Here is an 18,659-nt window from a genome sequence, read left to right as displayed (position 1 = left end):
CCGGCGCCGGCGGGGGGCCGCCGCGAAGGCGGCGCCCCCCACCACGCTGAACCGGCAGCCACGAGATGCCGGTGCATGAATACCGTCACACCCTTGCTAGGCCGCGCCCGCGATCTCGGGGATCCGGAACGGCTTGCCGCAGCCCCCGCACACGATCGGCGCCTGGGCCAGGACCGACGGCACCACGCGCACATTGCGACCGCAGTCGCAGACCGCCTTCACTCGGACGCCGCCGCCGGAGGAGCCGTGGCGGGCGGCCGGGCCGCGGAAGGTGCGGGCGGTGTCGGCGGAGGTGGCCGCCGTGTGGGCCTTCAGGGCCCGCTGGAGACGCTCGATCGTCGGACGGTAGCGGCGCTTGGCCTCGGGGTTGAGCGTGACGAGCGAGAAGCCGCTGCTGGGGTGCGGCTCCTCTGGGTGGTCCAGGCCCAGTTCCTCGGCGATCGCGAGGAATCTGCGGTTGTGGTAGCGGCCGGCCCGGGACGTGTCGCGGACGCCGCGGGCGGCGGCGATGCCATGGACTGCCTCATGAAGCAGTCGCTCGAAGGAGAGCTCGTGACCGCAGGCGGACGACGACTCCCCGATCAGGGACTCTGGCGCGGCAAGATCCGGCAGTTCGGGGTGGTACCGCTGAATGTCGGCCCACGCCTCTGCCAGCTCTGCGGCGAGAACAGGTGGTGTCTGTGTCGTGCTCACGTAATGACAACGAGCGGGGGTGCCCCTGTGTTCCTATTCCGGGGCATCCCAAATAATTTGCACGTACCCGTCAGTTGCCGCTGATGCGTCCTGACGAGGGCGGGTGCGCTGATCTGCGGAGAAGCCTCACAGCTCATACCAAGCTGGTGCGTAGTCCTCCGTACGACCCGGCGCGTAGACGGTGTCCACACGCCGGGGTGGGTGACTGCGGCGGATGCGCAAGAGGCCTTTCGGTCGCTCTCGCGGCGGAGGGCGCCGTCTCAGTAAGCGCGCGCGACGATCGCGACGTTACCGGGAGCGTCCCCGTCGTCCGGCACCGACCCGTCCTCGGCGACCAGACACCGTACGGTCAGCGACTGCTCGGACAGCCTGGCCTCGCCCTCCTCGCCGAGGGTCGCCCACGGGACGCGCGCCCAGCCGCCGGCTGCAGCCGCCTCGGCCGCCTCCTCCAGGGTGGACACGTCCGTCGTACGGGACTCGCGGCGCTCGCGGGACTGCCTCAGCAGCAGCGCCTGGTCCTCCTCGAAGATCCCGGGGAGCAGCTCGACGAGCGTGTCGATCGCCACCGGCTCCTTGCCTCCCGGGATGCGACGGGCCAGCATCGCCGTGCCGTTCTCCAGGTCGCGGGGCCCGACCTCGACGCGGACCGGCACGCCCTTGAGCTCCCAGTCGACCGCGCGCCGCCCGAAGGGGACGTCGGTGCGGTCGTCGACCCGGACGCGGACGCCGGCCGCCTTCAGCCGGTCGCCGATCTCGCGGACCTTGGCCAGAACCGCCGCGTCGCCCTTGATCGCCAGCACGACGACCTGGATGTGCGCCAGCCGCGGCGGCACCCGCAGACCGTCGTCGTCGCCGTGGGTCATCACCAGGGCGCCGATCATGCGGGTCGTCGAGCCCCAGGAGGTCTGCCACACCAGCTCCTGAGCGCCCTCCTTCGACAGGTACCGGGTGTTGAAGGCCTTGGCGAAGTTCTGGCCCAGCTCATGGCTGGTGACCATCTGCAGGGCCTTGCCGTCGCCCATCATGCTCTCGAGCGTGAGCGTGTTGATCGCGCCCGCGAAGCGCTCCCTGACGGTCTTGCGGCCGGAGACGAAGTCGATCGCGAGGACGTTGCGCAGGAAGTCGCCGTAGACCTCGCGCTGGATGTGCGCGGCGAAGTCGCGGGCCTCCTCGTAGGTGGCGTGCGCGGTGTGGCCCTCCTGCCACAGGAACTCCGACGTCCGCAGGAAGAGGCGGGGCCGCAGTTCCCAGCGGACCACGTTGGCCCACTGGTTGATCAGCAGGGGCAGGTCGCGGTAGCTCTGCACCCACTTGGAGAAGTACTCGTTGACGATCGTCTCGGAGGTGGGCCGCACGACCGCCGGCTCCTCCAGCTCCTTGCCGCCGCCGTGCGTGACCACGGCCAGCTCGGGCGCGAAGCCCTCGACGTGGTCCGCCTCGCGCGTGAGGTACGACTGCGGGATCAGCAGCGGGAAGTACGCGTTCTCGGCGCCCGTCTCCTTGATGCGGGCGTCCATCTCCGCCTGCATCCGCTCCCACAGCCCGTACCCGTACGGTCGGATCACCATCGTGCCGCGCACCGGGCCGTTGTCGGCCAGTTCCGCCTTGTTGATCAGATCCTGGTACCAGCGGGGGAAGTCGTCCGCCCGCGGGGTGAGAACGGGAGCCTTTGCCATGGCGCGATGGTACGGGCCCACGTTGCCGGGGTGTGAATTCTTTTCACCCGCACAGCCAGACCACAAACCGGCCGCCACAACCCCTGGACGCGGTCGCGGAGGCGGAGTTACCTGACATACGGGGGAAGTGCGAGCGCACTGCACGGGGGCCACCTGATCGGTTACTGCGGCAACTCTCGGCGGATTGGGGCGCTTATCCATGACACCTGTGCTCGTGCGGCAGCACCTGCCTCACGCGGGGCCGACGCTCCACGTGGACCGGGGTGCACGCGCGCGTGACTGGTCGGAGATCCAGGAGCGGATGCTGGTACCGCTCTACGAGGCCGTCTACGAGCGACTGGAAGTGGGCCCGGGCACCCGGCTGCTGGGCCTCGGCTGCGGCGCGGGGCTGGCCCTGCTGATGGCGGCCACCAGAGGCGCCGCCCTCACCGGCGTCGAGCCCTCCTGCCCCGAACGGCTGGCCCTCGCGCGCGAGCGCCTGCTGCCGGAGACACACGAGCGACTGCTCCCGGAGACGGGAAGCGCACGCACGCGTGACGGCGCAAAGGGCGGAGGAGGGAACAGCGGAGGGAACAGCGGAGCGAACAGCAGCAAGAGTATCCGGCTCATCGACGGCTCACCCGAGGACGCGGCCGACGCGGAGACGCCCGCGTACACCCTGGTGACCGCCTTCGAGCCCGTCGGGTGCCGTGCGGGAGACGCGGACCGGCTGCTCGGTCTGCTCGCCGAGGCGACACCGCTCGCCGAGCGCGGGGCGCCGGTGGTGCTCGCCGGCTGGGGTCCCCCGGAGCGCTGCGCCACGGCGTCCGTGCTGCGGGTCGCGACCAGGCCGCCCCTGCGCGACGACCTGGAGGAGATCGCCCGACGGGCGGGGCTGAAGCCGGACGGATCGGGCCGGGTGGCCTGCCCGTTCGGGTACGCCGGGGTCGACAGCGCCGTCAAGGGCCTGCTGTCCACCGGCCTGTTCGACACGGCGATCGCGGCGACGGACCAGGAACAGGTCGACAAGGAGCTGACGGAGGCGCTGCACCCGTACCAGCGGCGGGACGGGGCGGTCTGGATGCCGAACGTGTTCCGGTATCTGATCGCGCGCACCCCCTGACCTGCCTGCTACGCCTCCTCCTTCGTCAGCCGGGCGACGCCCGCGATGCGGTACGCGTCCGCCTCCTCCAGCGTCTCGTTCGCCAGCAGCGCCTCGGCCAGGGCGTCCAGCTGCCCACGGTGATCGACCAGTTTGCGGCACGCCTCCTCGTAGCACTCGTCGACGATGCGCCGCATCTCGTGGTCGATGGCGTCGAGGGTGGCCGGGGCGGCGGCGAGTCCGTAGGCCTGCTGGAAGTCCTCCGGCAGCGCCGAGAGCCGGCCGACGCGGTCGCTCATGCCCCAGCGGGCGACCATCCCGCGCACGATCGACGTGACCTGTTCGAGGTCGTTCTCCGCGCCGGTCGTGACGACCCCGTAGACCACCTGCTCGGCCGCCATCCCGCCGAGCGCCCCGATGATCCGGCCGCGCAGGTACTCCTCCGTGTACGCGTAGCGGTCCGCGTCCGGCGTCGACAGCGTCACCCCGAGCGCCCGCCCGCGCGGCACGATGGTGATCTTGCGAACGGGGTCGGCGCCCGGCTGGAGCATCCCCAGCAGGGCGTGACCGCTCTCGTGGTACGCGGTCCTGCGCCGCTCCTCCTCGGGCATCACCAGCGGGCGTTCCGCGCCGAGCTGGACCTTCTCCAGGGCTTCCGAGAGGTCGGCCTGGGTCACCTGCTCCTGTTGGCGCTTGACGGCGAGGAGGGCGGCCTCGTTGGCGAGGTTGGCCAGGTCGGCGCCGGTCATGCCGGGGGTGCTGCGGGCGACCCGGGCGAGGTCGACGCCCTCGGCGAGCGGGATCTCGCGGGTGTGGATCTCCAGGATCGCCGCACGGCCGCCGCGGTCCGGGGGCGAGACCATGACCACCCGGTCGAAGCGTCCGGGGCGGGTCAGGGCCGGGTCCAGGACGTCGGCGCGGTTGGTCGCGGCGATCACGATGACGCCCTCCGAGCCCGAGAAGCCGTCCATCTCCGTGAGGATCTGGTTGAGGGTCTGCTCGCGCTCGTCATGGCCGCCCACGCTCCCGCCCCCGCCGCGGGCCCGCCCGATGGTGTCGATCTCGTCGATGAAGATGATCGACGGCGCCACCTTGCGGGCCTCGGCGAACAGCTCGCGCACCCGGGACGCGCCGACGCCGACGATCATCTCGATGAACTCGGACGCCGAGGCGGAGAAGAAGGGCACCCCCGCCTCCCCCGCGACGGCCCGTGCGAGCAGCGTCTTGCCGGTGCCGGGCGGCCCGGCGAGCAGTACGCCCCGGGGCATCTTGGCGCCCATCCTGCGATAGGCGTCGGGGTTCTTCAGGAAGTCGACGACGTCGTTCAGCTCGCCCTCGACCTCGTCGATGCCGGCCACGTCCTCGAACGTCGTCCGCTGCTGTCCCGGCTCCAGCTCGACCGGCTTGGGCGGGGCCTTGCGGCCGAGCATGCCGCCCGCGCCGCCCAGTCCGCCCGCGCGCATCCGCCGGGCGATGAACACCCACACCGCGATGAGCACCAGCATCGGCGCCAACGAGATCAGCAGATTGGCCAGAAAGCTGCGGTGCTGGACGACCGGCTCCGCGGTGACCGTGACGTTGTTCTTGGTCAGGTCCTCCCAGAGCTGGTCGTCCGCGAAGGACGGCCGCTGGGTGTTGAACTTGGTGTACGACCCGCCGCCGTCGGGGTTCTTCTCGGACTTCTTCAGCTGCCCCTGGATCGCGTCGCCCTTGGCGTAGATCTTGCTGACGTTGCCCGCGTCGACCTGCTTGCTGAACTCCGTGTACGAGATCGTCGGCTCGTCGCCTTCGTTGAAGAACGACAGCACCAGGTTCGCGATCAGGTACACGACCAGCGCGGCGAGGATCAGGCTCCACCAGCCGCCGCGCATCCTCCGCCCGCCGGACGGCGGCTTCGGCGGCTCCTCGGGGGCGCCCTCGGTACGCCAGGGCTGGTCGGGCGACTTCCGTGGCGGCGCAGGGTTGGTCATATCGGGACGTTACGACACCCTTCGGGCACCGGCACGCGCAGAAGACCGGCAGAGACACCGAGGGCGCCCTTCCGGAGAAGGGCGCCCTCGGCGATGCACTCGGCGACGTAGTCGGCGAGCCGACAGGGCACTCAGCCCATGAACTTCTTGAACTCGTCCGGCAGCTCGAAGTCCTGGGCGCCCTGCTGGGGCAGCCCGAACGCGTTGCCGCCCTGGGCCTGGGCCTCGCGGCGCTGGGCCTCCTCCAGCTCCTGCTGCCTGCGCTTCATCGGGTTGCCGGAGCGCTGCTTGCCCTTGGCCTGCTTCGGCTGCTTCTTCTGCCGGCCGGGGCCGCCGCCCATGCCCGGCATCCCGGGCATCCCGGGCATGCCGCCGCCCTGGGCCATGCGGGACATCATCTTGCGCGCCTCGAAGAACCGCTCGACCAGGCCCTTCACCGCGCTGACCTCGACACCGGAGCCCTTGGCGATACGGGCGCGGCGGGAGCCGTTGATGATCGTCGGCTCCTGGCGCTCGGCCGGGGTCATCGACTTGATGATGGCGGCCGTGCGGTCGACGTCCCGCTCGTCGAGGTTGTTGATCTGGTCCTTGATCTGGCCCATGCCGGGCAGCATGCCGAGCAGCTTGCTGATGCTGCCCATCTTCCTGACCTGCTCCATCTGGGACAGGAAGTCGTCGAGCGTGAAGTCCTGGCCCTTCTTGGACGCCAGCTTGGAGGCCATCTTCTCGGCCTCTTCCTGACTGAACGTCTTCTCCGCCTGCTCGATCAGGGTGAGCAGGTCACCCATGTCGAGGATGCGGGAGGCCATCCGGTCAGGGTGGAACGCGTCGAAGTCGTCGAGCTTCTCGCCGTTCGACGCGAACATGATCGGCTTGCCGGTGACCGAGGCGATCGACAGGGCGGCGCCACCACGGGCGTCGCCGTCGAGCTTGGAAAGGACCACGCCGTCGAAGCCGACGCCGTCCCGGAAGGACTCGGCCGTGTTGACCGCGTCCTGGCCGATCATCGCGTCGACGACGAAGAGGATCTCGTCGGGGCTGACCGCGTCGCGGATGTCCGCGGCCTGCTGCATCAGCTCCTGGTCGATGCCGAGACGGCCGGCGGTGTCCACGATCACGATGTCGTGGACCTTGGTCTTCGCGTACTCGATGGAGTCCCTGGCGACCTGCACCGGGTCGCCCACGCCGTTGCCCGGCTGCGGCGCGTAGACGGACACCCCGGCCCGCTCGGCCACGACGCTGAGCTGGTTGACGGCGTTGGGGCGCTGGAGGTCGGCGGCCACCAGCAGCGGCGAGTGGCCCTGGTCCTTCAGCCACTTGCCCAGCTTGCCCGCGAGGGTGGTCTTACCGGCGCCCTGGAGACCGGCGAGCATGATCACGGTCGGCGGCTGCTTGGCGAAGCGCAGGCGTCGGGTCTCCCCGCCCAGGATCGTGACCAGCTCTTCGTTGACGATCTTGAGGACCTGCTGGGCGGGGTTCAGCGCCTTGGAGACGTCGGAGCCGAGCGCCCTGTCCTTGACGTTCTTGATGAAGGTCCGGACGACCGGCAGGGCCACGTCCGCTTCGAGGAGCGCGATGCGGATTTCACGGGCCGTGGCGTCGATGTCCGCCTCGGACAGCCGACCCTTGCCCCGCAGGGACTTGAAAGTGGCTGACAGGCGGTCGGAAAGAGTATCGAACACGGCGGCGTCGGTCCTTGGAGTCGGCGACAGTTTGGGCTGCCCTCCAGGGTATCCGGCCCCACAAGTAATTCGTCCCCGCCCGCCGTACTCGGCGGGCGGGGACGGAAGCCCCGCGTCGGCGGGGAGCACTCGGCCTCGGGGAGCCGGCCATTGCCGCGCAGCGGACCACCCCCGCAGCGGCGGGGAGCACATCCGCTTGACGCATGACGCGACCGCGAGGTCACCCCCGCAGGATCTCCTCCAGCTTGCGGGCCACGGCCGTCGCCTCCTCGCCCGGCAGGGGCAGGCCCTTGCCGCCTGTGACGTAGAAGGCGTCCACGGCGTTCGCGCCGAGGGTGGAGACGTGCATGCTGCGCACCCGCAGCCCCTCGTCCTCCAGGGAGCGGCCGAGCCGGAACAGCAGTCCCGGGGCGTCCTGGGCGCGCACCTCGATCACCGTGGCGTGCCGGGAGGCGGCGGAGGCGACCGTGACGCGCGGCGGCGGCGCGACCACGCCACGGCGACGGGGGTAGGCCGCGTCGCGTTCCGCGAGCCGGCCCGCGATGTCCAGCGAGCCGTCCAGCGCCCGTACGAGGTCGGCGCGCAGCCGGGCCGCCTGGGGCAGGGAGCCGTACTCCGCGGCGACCCGCCAGTTCAGCAGCAGGACGGAGCCCTCGACGCCGTCCGGCAGGTCCAGGGCGCGCAGTTCGGCGGTGCGGACGGTCAGGCGGTGCATGGCGAGGACGCCGGCCACGGCGGGCAGCACGCCCTCCTGGTCGGGCACGGCGATGAGCAGCTCCACGCCGAGCGGTTCGGGGTCGCCGGGCGGCTGGTCTCCCGCGGAGTCGGCGGGCGGCTCGGTCTGGGCGCGCAGGGCGAGCACCGGGCTGCCGGTGGCGATCGCCTCGATGGCGAGCCGTTCCTGCTCGGCGGTGGGCGCGGCGGCGTCGGGTTCGTCGAGTTCGTTCCCGGCGAGGACCGCCGCGACCCGCCTGACCAGGTCCGCCACGAGCGAACCTCGCCAGGAGGACCAGGCGGCGGGCCCGGTGGCCAGCGCGTCCGCCTCGGTGAGCGCGTGCAGCAGCTCCAGGGTGCTCTGTGTCCCGACGGCCTCGGCGACCGCGCGCACGGTGGCCGGGTCCTCCAGGTCGCGCCGGGTGGCGGTCTCGATGAGCAGCAGGTGCTGGCGTACGAGGGCGGCGAGGACGGCGACGTCCGCGCGGTCGAAGCCGATGCGGGCGGCGACGTCCTTGGCGATGATCTCGCCGGCCACCGAGTGGTCGCCGGGCCAGCCCTTGCCGATGTCGTGCAGCAGCGCGGCGACGAGGAGGAGGTCGGGGCGGCTGACGCGACGGGTGAACTCGGAGGCGCGGACGGCGGTCTCGATGAGGTGCCGGTCCACGGTCCAGATGTGCACGGCGTTGCGCTGCGGGCGGCAGCGCACCCGCTCCCAGTCGGGCAGCAGCCGGGTGATCAGGCCTTCGGCCTCCAGCGCCTCCCAGACCTCGATGGTCGGCTGGCCCGAGCCGAGGAGGGTCACGAGCTGTTCGCGGGCCTCGGCGGGCCAGGGGGTGGGCAGCGGGCGCACGGTGGCCGCCAGCCGCCGTACCGCGTGCAGGGAGAGCGGGAGGCCGGCCTGGGCGGCGGCGGCCGCGGCGCGCAGCGGGAGCACGGGGTCGCGTTCGGGGCGGGCGGCGCGGGCGAGCACCACCTCGCCGTCCTGCTCGACCACGCCTTCGGCCAGCGGGGACCGCTCGCCGGCGGGCTTGGCGCCGCCGCCCAGCATGGCGCGCAGCCGGGGCCTGACGGCGCGCGACCGCAGCACACGCCCCACTTCACGCCAGGTGACGTCACTGGCGTACGAGATGACGCGCGCCGCCTCGTACACCTGCCGCAGGAGTGTGTCCGCGTCGAGGAGGCCGAGCTCGGCGGCGACCTGGTCCTGCTCCTGGAGGGCGAGTCGGTCGGTGGCGCGGCCGGTGGCCAGGTGGAGGGCGTCGCGGACGTCGAGGAGGCGGCGGCGGGCGTCGTCGAGGCCCTCGCGCGGGGCGTCGGCGAGCCAGGAGGCGGCGACGGCGCGCAGGGCGGTGGCGTCTCTCAGTCCGCCCCGCGCCTCCTTCAGGTCCGGTTCCAGCAGGTACTGCAGCTCGCCCTGGCGTTCGGCGCGCTCGGTGCACAGTTCCTGGAGTTCGGGGAGGCGCTTGGGCGCCTGGTTGCGCCAGTCGGCGAGGACGGACGTACGCAGTCCCGCCGTCAGCGCGAGGTCCCCGGCGAGATGGCGGGCGTCCAGGAGGCCGAGTTGGACCTTCAGGTCCTCACCGGCGGTCTTGCGGGCCTCGGCCGGGGTGCGGACCGAGTGGTCGAGGGCGAGGCCGAGGTCCCAGACGGGGTACCAGAGGCGGTCGGCGAGGGCGGCCACGGCCTTGGAGTCGCCGCCGTCGTGCAGCAGCAGGAGGTCGAGGTCGCTGCGCGGGGAGAGCTCGCCGCGCCCGTAGCCGCCGACGGCGACCAGGGAGACGCCCTTGAGGTCCTCGGCGCCCGCCGTGAACAGGCCCGCCAGCCATTCGTCCGTCAGTTCGGCGAGGGCCGCACGGCGCGGCGGCCCGGACCGCACCCCCTCGGTGAGGAGGCGCAGCCGGGCCGCCGCGTAGCCGCTGGGTCCCGAGTCCTCTGCATCCTTGCGCACGTCCGTACTCGTCACCCAGCGACTCCTGTTCTGTTCTGCCGTCAGAGCGCGTCCGGGCCGCGCTCGCCGGTGCGGACCCGTACGGCCGTCTCGACCGGGAGGGACCAGACCTTGCCGTCACCGATCTTGCCGGTGCGGGCCGCCTTGACGATGACGTCGATCAGCTGCTCGGCGTCGTCGTCCTCGGCCAGCACCTCGATGCGGATCTTGGGAACGAGGTCCACGGTGTACTCGGCGCCGCGGTAGACCTCGGTGTGTCCCCGCTGACGACCGTAGCCGCTCGCCTCGGTGACCGTCAGTCCGTGGACCCCGAAGGCCTGCAGGGCTTCCTTGATCTCGTCGAGCCGGTGGGGCTTCACGACGGCGGTGATGAGCTTCATGCGTCCACCTTCTTGCTCTCCGCAGCGGCGAGGCCGGAAACCGAGCCGCCGACGATGCCGCCGCCCGCTCCGCTGAAGTCGTATGCGGTCTCGGCGTGCTCGGCCTGGTCGATACCGGCCACCTCGTCGTCCTCGGAGACCCGCATGCCGATGGTCTTGTCGAGGATGAAGGCGAGGACCGCGGAGGCCACCAGGGAGTAGGCGAGGACCGCGAAGACGCCGGCGCACTGCTTCCACAGCTGGTCGAAGGAGTGGTCGCCGTAGAAGACGCCGGTCGCGGTGGACTGGCCCTTGCCGGTGGCGAAGAAGCCGATCAGCAGGGAGCCGATGACACCGCCGACCAGGTGGACGCCGACGACGTCGAGCGAGTCGTCGTAGCCGAACTTGTACTTCAGGCCGACGGCCATGGCGCACAGCAGACCGGCGATGGCGCCGACCGCGATCGCGCCGAGCGGGGAGATCGCACCGCCCGACGGGGTGATGGCGACCAGACCGGCGACCGCGCCGGAGGCGGCGCCCAGCGTGGTGAACGCGCCGTGGCGGATCTTCTCGTAGACGAGCCAGGCGAGCATGGCGGCGGCGGTGGCGACCTGCGTGTTGACGAACATCAGCGCGCCGACGCCGTCGTCGTTGCCGAGCCACGAGCCGGCGTTGAAGCCGAACCAGCCGAACCACAGCAGACCGGCGCCGAGCATGACCAGCGGGAGGCTGTGCGGGCGCATCGGGTCCTTCTTGAACCCGACCCGCTTGCCGATGACCAGGATCACGCCGAGCGCCGCGGCGCCGGCGTTGATGTGGACCGCCGTACCGCCGGCGAAGTCGATGACGCCCAGCTCGAAGGCCCAGCCGCCGGCGCCCCAGACCCAGTGCGCGACCGGGAAGTAGACGACCGTGGCCCACAGGGCGACGAACAGCGCCCAGGCGGAGAACTTGACGCGGTCCGCGAGAGCGCCGCTTATCAGGGCGGGCGTGATGATCGCGAACATCATCTGGAAGACCATGAAGACGAAGATCGGGATGGTGTAGCCGTCCCAGAGGTCCGTCAGGCCGATGTTGCTGAGGCCGACCCAGTCGGAGTTCCAGCCGATGAGGCTGCCGGAGTCGGTACCGAAGGCGAGGGAGAAGCCGTACAGCACCCACAGGATGGTGACGATCCCGATGCTGATGAAGCTCATCATCAGCATGTTCAGCGTGCTCTTGACGCGGACCATGCCGCCGTAGAAGAAGGCGAGGCCCGGGGTCATGATCAGCACCAGGGCGGAACAGATGAGCATGAAGCCTGTGTTCGCGGAGGACAGCTTGGGTGCCTCCGCGGCAAGCGTGATGGCTGGTGCCATCGGCGTCTCCTCGTCGTAGGTACGGCCCCGTGCGGGCAGAGCCAGAGCGGGTTGTGAGGGGTGGGCCGGTTATGCGCCATGAGATTGACGCAGCGCGGTTTCGGTCGAAGCCCCTCGTTGTTTCGCCGCCGTGACGAAGGCGCCGTGCGTGTTACGCCTCGATGAACTGCCGGATGCGCGCCGGATCGATCGTTATCGTGGCGCAACCTTCACTGGAGGAAGTGAAACCAGGGAAGAGAAACCGGCCGCGGCGGCCTTCCGATGACCTGGCATGGGGGAGCCGAGTCGGGCAGTTCGGGAGGGCCGCCGCGGCCGGGGTTCAAGGGATCAGACGGCCTCGGCCACCGTCTCCGGCAGCTCCATCGCGAGCCGCTCGGTCAGGTCCACGACCTCGGAGAGATCCCCGAAATCGCGTACGGCGCTGTCGACCGTCTTTCGAATACGAGTGTTCACACGCTCGGAGCGCACTTTCTTGGCCTCCTTCATGGCCTGCGCGGCGAGTACGGCGCTCTGCTCGGGCTCGCTCTGCAGCAGATGCACCGTGGCCATCCCGATGAGATTCAGCACGTACGACCGCTGGTGGTCGGCGTCGTCCGCGAACAGCTGGACGGCCTTGCTCATCAGGGGTTCGGCGAGGGAGGCGTAGGTGGGGCTGCGGCCCGCGACATAGGCGAGGTCGCGGAAGGAGTGGGAGTTCTCGCCGTAGAGCTCGGCGGCGGAGAAGAAGCGGATCCAGTCGGGGTCCGGCTCGTCCCACTCGTCGGCCTCGGCGAAGGTGTCCTCGGCCATCCGCACCGCCCGCTTGCACCGCCCGGGCTGCCCCATGTTGGCGTAGGCGCGGGCCTCCATCGCATACAGCATGGACTGGGTGCGCGGGCTCGCGCAGTCCCGGCTGCCGTACTGCGCGAGGTGGATCAGCTCCAGCGCGTCCTCCGGCCGCCCGAGGTGGATCATCTGGCGGCTCATGCTGGACAGCACATAGGAGCCCAGGGGCCGGTCGCCGGCCTCCTTGGCCGCGTGCAGGGCGAGCACGAAGTACTTCTGCGCGGTCGGCTGGAGCCCGACGTCGTACGACATCCAGCCGGCCAGCTCGGCCAGCTCGGCGGCGACCTTGAAGAGCTTCTTCGCGGTGGAGTCGGGCTGGGGCTCCTGGAGGAGGTCCGTCACCTCGTGCAGCTGGCCGACGACCGCCTTGCGGCGCAGCCCTCCGCCGCACTGGGCGTCCCACTGCCGGAACATCGTGGTGGTGGACTCCAGCAGGTCCAGCTCGGGCCGGGAGAGCCGGCCGCGGGCCCGGCTGGTCGGGACGGAGCCGGGGTCCTCCTGCGGGGCGGGCGGGGACGGGACGAGCCAGCGCTGCATGGGCTCGATGAGGGTCGGCCCCGCGGACAGGGCCAGCGAGGTTCCGAGGAAGCCGCGCCGCGCCAGCATCAGGTCGCTGCGCGAGAACTCGCTGAGCAGGGCCACTGTCTGCGGGGCCGTCCAGGGCAGGTCGACGCCGGTCGCGGAGGGCGCCTGGCGCGCGGCCCGCAGCCCGAGGTCCTCGACGGAGACGACACAGCCGAAGCGCTCGGAGAACAGCTCCGAGAGGATCCTGGGGATGGGCTCACGGGGGTTCTCGCCGTCCAGCCAGCGACGCACGCGCGAGGTGTCCGTGGAGATGTGGTTGGCGCCCAACTGACGGGCGCGACGGTTGACTTGACGAGCCAGTTCGCCCTTCGACCAGCCGCTCCGCACGAACCACGAGGTGAGCAGCTCGTTCGGGCGCTTGTCCGCGCTCGCAGCGTTGTGTCCACTTCCGCCGTTGCCGCTCACTGGAACGCCCCCATCCCTGAGACCACTTGTCACTGAGTGCGCCAAGCCTTATCAGAATGCCGGTAAATACGGCCCTCCGTCCGGTAGTTGTCACCCTTCGAACGGAAAGCCGACTTGCCTCCGGCATACCCACAAAGGCATGTGCCTCCAGGACCCGCACACTCAAAGTAATCCTACGATCACGCCCTCAGCCACGGCGATCCCGGAAACGCCACCATTCGCCACCCCTTCGAATGAACTCCCGATGGCCCGCACGCGATTCACTTGACACCGGACGGCCGGGAGTGAGTGGAGGGATGCACTCAGGGGCGCACGCCGCCGAGCACACCACCCGGAGCGCTTCCGGACGCCGCCTGACGCAGGGGGGCACGGGGAAGCGTGAGCACGCACAGTTACGACATGCGTCCGTTACGTAACCAGGGGCGCGTCGGACCCGTTGGAGGGGGCATGGGCTTCACGATCGGCGGCATTCGCGAGATCCGCTCCGGCGCGCGCAGGCGCGGTCGCTCGTCCGAGTGCACCGCCGTCGCCGAGTTCACGGGGCTGTGGGGCTGGGACGTGGCGCCGGGCGCGCGGGCCGCGGCGGGCGTCTGCTCGTGCGGCCGCTCCGACTGTCGCGTACCCGGCGCGCATCCCCTGGAGTTCGCGCCGCAGGTCCCGGCCGGCGCCACGCTCGACGACGCGAGCAGGACCTGGGCGGAGTTCCCGGGCGCCGCGGTGATGCTGCCGGTCGGGCGCGCGTTCGACGTGATCGAGGTGGCCGAGGCCGCCGGGCGTCGCGCGCTGGTCCGACTGGAGCGCATGGGCCTGCCCCTCGGCCCGGTCACCGTCACCCCCGAGGGCCGCGCCCAGTTCTTCGTCGCCCCCGGCGCCGCCGCCGAGCTGGCCGACCTGCTCTACCGCATGGGCTGGGACGACCCGACCTCCCTCGACCTGCACGGACTCGGCCCGGGTACGCACGTCACGGCCCCGCCCTCCGACCGGGGCGGCCTCGGCCCGGTGCACTGGCTGCGCCCGCCCGCGCTGGACTCCGCGACCCGCCCGCCGCAGGCCCGGCTGCTGCTGGGGACGCTGGCGTATGTGGCGCACCGGTCGCGGGCGTAGGACCGCGGCGGACCGTACGACGAGAAGCGCCCGCTCCCACTGGACCTGGGGGCGGGCGCTTCTCACGGCTGCTGCCGAATTCGGTAGCAGGTCTCTCCCCGATAAGTCAGTCCCCGATGAGGGCGTCAACGAACGCCTCCGGTACGAACGGCGCCAGGTCGTCCGCGCCCTCGCCCAGTCCGACCAGCTTGACCGGGACGCCCAGCTCGCGCTGGACCGCGACGACGATGCCGCCCTTGGCCGTGCCGTCCAGCTTGGTCAGGACGATGCCGGTGATGTCGACGACCTCGGCGAAGACCCGGGCCTGGACCAGGCCGTTCTGGCCGGTCGTGGCATCGAGGACGAGCAGCACCTCGTCCAGCGGGGCGTGCTTCTCGACGACGCGCTTGACCTTGCCGAGCTCGTCCATGAGCCCGGTCTTGGTGTGCAGCCGGCCGGCGGTGTCGATGAGGACGACGTCGACCCCCATCTCCTTGCCCTCCTTCACCGCGTCGAAGGCGACGGAGGCGGGGTCGCCGGCCTCGGGCCCGCGCACGGTGTGGGCGCCGACCCGCTCGCCCCAGGTCTGCAGCTGGTCGGCGGCGGCGGCGCGGAAGGTGTCGGCGGCGCCGAGGACGACGGTGCGTCCGTCGGCCACGAGCACCCGGGCGAGCTTGCCGGTGGTGGTGGTCTTGCCGGTGCCGTTGACCCCGACGACCATCACGATGCCCGGCTTGCGGTCCTCGGGCTCGGTCTTCACCCTGCGGTCGACGTCGGTGCCGACCAGCTTGAGCAGCTCCTCGCGCAGCAGGGCGCGCAGCTCGTCGGGGGTGCGGGTGCCGAGCACCCGCACGCGCTCGCGCAGTCGTTCCACCAGCTCCTGGGTGGGGGCCACGCCGACGTCGGCGGTGATCAGGGTGTCCTCGATCTCCTCCCAGGTGTCGTCGTCGAGGTGCTCGCGCGAGAGCAGCGTGAGCAGGCCCTTGCCGAGGGCGTTCTGGGAGCGGGAGAGCCGGGCGCGCAGGCGCACCAGACGTCCCTCGGTGGGCTCCGGGATCTCGATCTGCGGAGCCTCGACGGCCTGGTCGGCGGGCGGCTCCTCGACGGCGACACCGGTCGGGCCGCCGTCGGGAAGGTCCACCTCTTCTATCGTGCGGCGCGGTTCGTCGCGCGGCGTCTCGGCCTCGTCGCCGACGTGCGGCTCGGCCGGGGGCGCGGTGATGTCGGGCGCGGCGGGGGGCGGCGGGGGCAGCGACTTCTTCCGTCGGCTGCCGACGACGAGCCCGCCGAGCACAGCGAGCACGACCACGGCGATGACTACAGCAAGGATGACGGTTTCCATAACGCGTCCAGTATGCGTGACCCCTTCCGGCCGGGGCCGTCGCCCACGCGTCCGAACGGCGGCATGCCGTACCCCTGGTTACCTGATGAGCCGTCAGCTACCGTCCCCCCTCCACACCCGCAGGGGGCTTCCCGGCTTGTCCCCTTCCGCGCCCCAAGGGGGCCCGCATGCCCGTCACCGTCGTCCGTTTCAACCTCGTCGCCCCCGGCGCCTCCCCCGCCGCGCTCGGCGCCCGCTACCGGGCCGCCCTGGAGATGGCCGCGTACGCCGACGAGCACGGGGTCACGACCGTGCAGACCGAGGAGCACCACGGGGCCGAGAACAACTGGCTGCCGTCGCCGTTCGCCTTCGCGGGCGCGGTGCTGGGCGCGACCCGGCAGCTGGCGGTCACCGTCTCGGCGATCATCGGCCCGTTGCACGACCCGCTGCGGCTGGCCGAGGACATCGCCGTACTGGATCTGCTGAGCGGCGGGCGGCTGGTCACGGTCGCCGGGATCGGATACCGGCCCGAGGAGTACGCCCAGTTCGGCGTGGACTGGAAGGAGCGCGGCCGTCTCCAGGACGAGACCCTGGAGACCCTGCTCAAGGCCTGGACCGGCGAGGAGTTCGAGTACCGGGGCCGTACGGTACGGGTCACCCCGCGCCCCGCGTCCGAGCCGCACCCCCTGCTGCTGGTCGGGGGTTCCTCGAAGGCCGCCGCCCGCCGGGCCGCCCGGCTCGGGCTGCCGTTCTTCCCCAGCGCGCATCTGCCGGAGCTGGAGGCGTACTACAAGGAGCGGCTGGTGGAGTACGGGACGGAGGGCTGGACGCTGATGCCGGCCGCCGAGACCCCGTTGCTGCACGTCGCCGAGGACCCGGACCGGGTGTGGGAGACCTACGGCGAGCACTTTCTGCACGAGGCGCGGACGTACGCCTCCTGGCAGTCCGGCGAGATCCGCTCGGCGGTGAAGTCGGGGGCGAGCACGGTCGAGGAGCTCCGGGACGAGGGCGTGTACCGGATTCTCACGCCGGACGCGTGCGTGGCGCAGGGGCTCGACAACCTCGTACTGCATCCGCTCGTGGGCGGGATGCCGGTGGAGGAGGGGTGGCGGAGTCTGCGGCTGTTCTGCGAAGACGTGCTGCCCCGGCTCAGCGAGTGAGCCGGGGCAGCAACGTCTTACGGGTATCGAGGAGCGGGCAGCGGGGACTTGGCCCGGCTCCTCGAGCTCAGGGGGCCCAGGGATCTCAGGGGTCCCAGGGGCCTCAAAGCCTCTTCAGGAGGCTCAGCCCATCTCCTCCAGCGCCTTGCCCTTCGTCTCCTTGACGAACTTCAGGACGAACGGGATGGAGAGCGCGGCGAAGACGGTGTAGATCGCGTAGGTCGCGGAGAGGTTCCAGTCGGCCAGCGACGGGAAGCTCGCGGTGATGGCCCAGTTGGCGAGCCACTGTGCGGAGGCGGCGACGCCCAGGGCGGCGGCGCGGATCCGGTTGGGGAACATCTCGCCGAGGAAGACCCAGACGACCACGCCCCACGACAGGGCGAAGAAGAGGACGAAGACATGGGCGGCGATCAGGGCGACCCAGCCCTGGGTGGCCGGGAGCTTGCCGTCGACCAGGTCGTAGGAGAACGCCCAGGCCTCGAGGCCGAGGCCGATCACCATGCCGACGGAGCCGATCAGGGCCAGCGGCTTGCGGCCGATCCGGTCCACGAAGATCATCGCGATCACGGTGCCGACGATGTTGATGATCGACGTGGTGAAGGAGTAGAAGAACGACTCCGTCGGGTCGACGCCGACCGACTGCCACAGCGTCGAGGAGTAGTAGAACGCGACGTTGATGCCGACGAACTGCTGGAAGACCGACAGTCCGATGCCGACCCAGACGATCGGCCGGAAGAAGAAGGAGCCGCCGAGCAGGTCCTTGAAGGTGGACTTGTGCTCGCTCTTCATGGCGTGCTCGATCTCGGCGACGCGAGCGTCCAGATCGATCTTGTCGCCCTCGACCTCTTCGAGGATCTCGCGGGCCCGCTCGTGCTTGCCGACGGAGATCAGGAAGCGCGGGGACTCGGGGATGGCGAAGGAGAGCAGGCCGTAGAGGACGGCCGGGATCACCATGACGCCCAGCATGACCTGCCAGGCCTCCAGGCCCATGAGCTCGCCGCGCTGGTCGCCGTCGGCGGCGTTCAGCAGACCCCAGTTGACCAGCTGCGAGATGGCGATGCCGATGACGATCGCGGCCTGCTGGAAGGAGCCGAGGCGACCGCGGTAGGCCGGAGGGGCGACCTCCGCGATGTAGGCGGGGCCGATGACGGAGGCCATGCCGATGGCGAAGCCGCCGACGATCCGCCAGAAGGCGAAGTCCCACAGCGAGAAGGGCAGCGCCGAGCCGATGGCACTGATCGTGAACAGCGCGGCGGAGATCTGCATGACCCGGATGCGGCCGATGCGGTCGGCTATGCGGCCGGCGGTCGCGGCGCCGATGGCGCAGCCGATCAGGGCGATGGCGATGACCTGCGCCAGAGCGACGGAGCCGATGTCGTAGCGGCTTCGGATGGCCTCGACGGCGCCGTTGATCACGGAGCTGTCGTAGCCGAAGAGGAAGCCGCCCATCGCGGCGGCGGCCGCGATGAAGATGACATGCCCGAGATGATCGGGGTGAGCCGTCCCGGCTCCTGACTGAGGTGCCTGCGCTGTGCTGGTCACGTGTTCTCCTCGGGCCACCGGCAGCGCTGCCGGGGTGGGGGCGAGCCCTGTCAGATGTGGTTCCAGTGGCGCACAAGTCCACGTCACTCACACCTGAAGGTAAAAGCAACGTTGCAGAGACTATGCCTTCAAGTATCGAAGTCAATAGTCGCCGTCGTGTGAATTTCGGGCCACGACAGCCCCACAGCGCCCCCGCCTCGCGTTCAAGAGTTGAAGACTCCAAAGAGAGCCCAGGTCGGGATAGGTGTAGACAC

Annotated in this window: 13 protein-coding genes; 3 read left to right on the top strand and 10 right to left on the bottom strand. The window is 70.9% G+C overall.

The features are described 5' to 3' along the window. Positions 1 to 96: 96 nt before the first annotated feature. On the bottom strand, positions 97 to 693 hold the full coding sequence (locus OG562_RS30735; protein WP_069773287.1) for a hypothetical protein: 597 nt from the start codon (positions 691 to 693) through the stop codon (positions 97 to 99). A 260-nt stretch (positions 694 to 953) separates the two neighbouring features. Further along, positions 954 to 2,369, bottom strand: a complete 1,416-nt coding sequence (gene proS, locus OG562_RS30730; RefSeq protein ID WP_266403657.1) for a proline--tRNA ligase — start codon at positions 2,367 to 2,369, stop codon at positions 954 to 956. A 199-nt stretch (positions 2,370 to 2,568) separates the two neighbouring features. On the opposite strand from proS, the gene OG562_RS30725 reads away from it, so the two are divergent. Beyond that, the gene (locus tag OG562_RS30725) at positions 2,569 to 3,471 is read left to right on the top strand and encodes an SAM-dependent methyltransferase (protein WP_266403655.1); all 903 of its coding nucleotides are present in this window, start codon (positions 2,569 to 2,571) and stop codon (positions 3,469 to 3,471) included. An 8-nt stretch (positions 3,472 to 3,479) separates the two neighbouring features. Here the strand turns inward: OG562_RS30725 and ftsH are convergent, their stop codons facing one another. From ftsH to OG562_RS30695, 6 genes are all read right to left on the bottom strand, one after another. Beyond that, positions 3,480 to 5,420, bottom strand: a complete 1,941-nt coding sequence (ftsH, locus tag OG562_RS30720; RefSeq protein ID WP_266403653.1) for an ATP-dependent zinc metalloprotease FtsH — start codon at positions 5,418 to 5,420, stop codon at positions 3,480 to 3,482. Positions 5,421 to 5,551: 131 nt separating this feature from the next. After that, a complete protein-coding gene (gene ffh / locus OG562_RS30715; RefSeq protein ID WP_266403652.1) occupies positions 5,552 to 7,102 on the bottom strand; it encodes a signal recognition particle protein in 1,551 nt (516 codons plus the stop codon). A gap of 220 nt (positions 7,103 to 7,322) precedes the next feature. Next, positions 7,323 to 9,782, bottom strand: a complete 2,460-nt coding sequence (locus tag OG562_RS30710; protein WP_266403650.1) for a [protein-PII] uridylyltransferase — start codon at positions 9,780 to 9,782, stop codon at positions 7,323 to 7,325. A 26-nt stretch (positions 9,783 to 9,808) separates the two neighbouring features. Beyond that, on the bottom strand, positions 9,809 to 10,147 hold the full coding sequence (locus OG562_RS30705) for a P-II family nitrogen regulator (protein ID WP_003997576.1): 339 nt from the start codon (positions 10,145 to 10,147) through the stop codon (positions 9,809 to 9,811). Then, positions 10,144 to 11,484: an ammonium transporter gene (locus tag OG562_RS30700; RefSeq protein ID WP_266403648.1), complete on the bottom strand. Its 1,341-nt coding sequence runs from the start codon at positions 11,482 to 11,484 to the stop codon at positions 10,144 to 10,146. Before OG562_RS30700 ends, OG562_RS30705 begins: the two co-directional genes overlap by 4 nt. A gap of 327 nt (positions 11,485 to 11,811) precedes the next feature. Then, the gene (locus OG562_RS30695; RefSeq protein WP_266403646.1) at positions 11,812 to 13,299 is read right to left on the bottom strand and encodes a hypothetical protein; all 1,488 of its coding nucleotides are present in this window, start codon (positions 13,297 to 13,299) and stop codon (positions 11,812 to 11,814) included. Positions 13,300 to 13,746: 447 nt separating this feature from the next. Here OG562_RS30695 and OG562_RS30690 point away from each other — a divergent pair, with 447 nt between their 5' ends. Next, positions 13,747 to 14,403 carry a bifunctional DNA primase/polymerase gene (locus OG562_RS30690; protein WP_266403644.1) on the top strand — a complete coding sequence of 219 codons (657 nt, stop codon included), beginning with the start codon at positions 13,747 to 13,749 and terminating at the stop codon, positions 14,401 to 14,403. A gap of 106 nt (positions 14,404 to 14,509) precedes the next feature. On the opposite strand, the gene ftsY is transcribed toward OG562_RS30690, so the two are convergent. Then, a complete protein-coding gene (gene ftsY / locus OG562_RS30685; RefSeq protein ID WP_266403642.1) occupies positions 14,510 to 15,724 on the bottom strand; it encodes a signal recognition particle-docking protein FtsY in 1,215 nt (404 codons plus the stop codon). A gap of 167 nt (positions 15,725 to 15,891) precedes the next feature. Between ftsY and OG562_RS30680 the strand changes: the two genes are divergently transcribed. After that, on the top strand, positions 15,892 to 16,863 hold the full coding sequence (locus tag OG562_RS30680) for an LLM class flavin-dependent oxidoreductase (RefSeq protein WP_266403640.1): 972 nt from the start codon (positions 15,892 to 15,894) through the stop codon (positions 16,861 to 16,863). A 123-nt stretch (positions 16,864 to 16,986) separates the two neighbouring features. Here OG562_RS30680 and OG562_RS30675 read toward each other — a convergent pair whose 3' ends face one another. Beyond that, positions 16,987 to 18,405: a sugar porter family MFS transporter gene (locus tag OG562_RS30675; protein WP_266403638.1), complete on the bottom strand. Its 1,419-nt coding sequence runs from the start codon at positions 18,403 to 18,405 to the stop codon at positions 16,987 to 16,989. Between the last annotated feature and the right edge of the window lie 254 nt (positions 18,406 to 18,659).

The sequence above is a fragment of the Streptomyces sp. NBC_01275 genome (assembly GCF_026340655.1).
In the GTDB taxonomy this organism is placed as follows: Bacteria; Actinomycetota; Actinomycetes; order Streptomycetales; family Streptomycetaceae; genus Streptomyces.
Note: the sequence above shows the minus strand (reverse complement) of the source record. Positions and strands in the feature narration are given on the sequence as shown.

Bases quoted from the DNA above. Each gene is read 5' to 3' on its own strand.
- proS (WP_266403657.1), bottom strand. From the start codon at position 2,369: ATGGCAAAGGCTCCCGTTCTCACCCCGCGGGCGGACGACTTCCCCCGC.
- OG562_RS30725 (WP_266403655.1), top strand. From the start codon at position 2,569: ATGACACCTGTGCTCGTGCGGCAGCACCTGCCTCACGCGGGGCCGACG.
- ftsH (WP_266403653.1), bottom strand. From the start codon at position 5,420: ATGACCAACCCTGCGCCGCCACGGAAGTCGCCCGACCAGCCCTGGCGT.
- OG562_RS30705 (WP_003997576.1), bottom strand. From the start codon at position 10,147: ATGAAGCTCATCACCGCCGTCGTGAAGCCCCACCGGCTCGACGAGATC.
- OG562_RS30700 (WP_266403648.1), bottom strand. From the start codon at position 11,484: ATGGCACCAGCCATCACGCTTGCCGCGGAGGCACCCAAGCTGTCCTCC.
- OG562_RS30690 (WP_266403644.1), top strand. From the start codon at position 13,747: ATGGGCTTCACGATCGGCGGCATTCGCGAGATCCGCTCCGGCGCGCGC.
- ftsY (WP_266403642.1), bottom strand. From the start codon at position 15,724: ATGGAAACCGTCATCCTTGCTGTAGTCATCGCCGTGGTCGTGCTCGCT.
- OG562_RS30680 (WP_266403640.1), top strand. From the start codon at position 15,892: ATGCCCGTCACCGTCGTCCGTTTCAACCTCGTCGCCCCCGGCGCCTCC.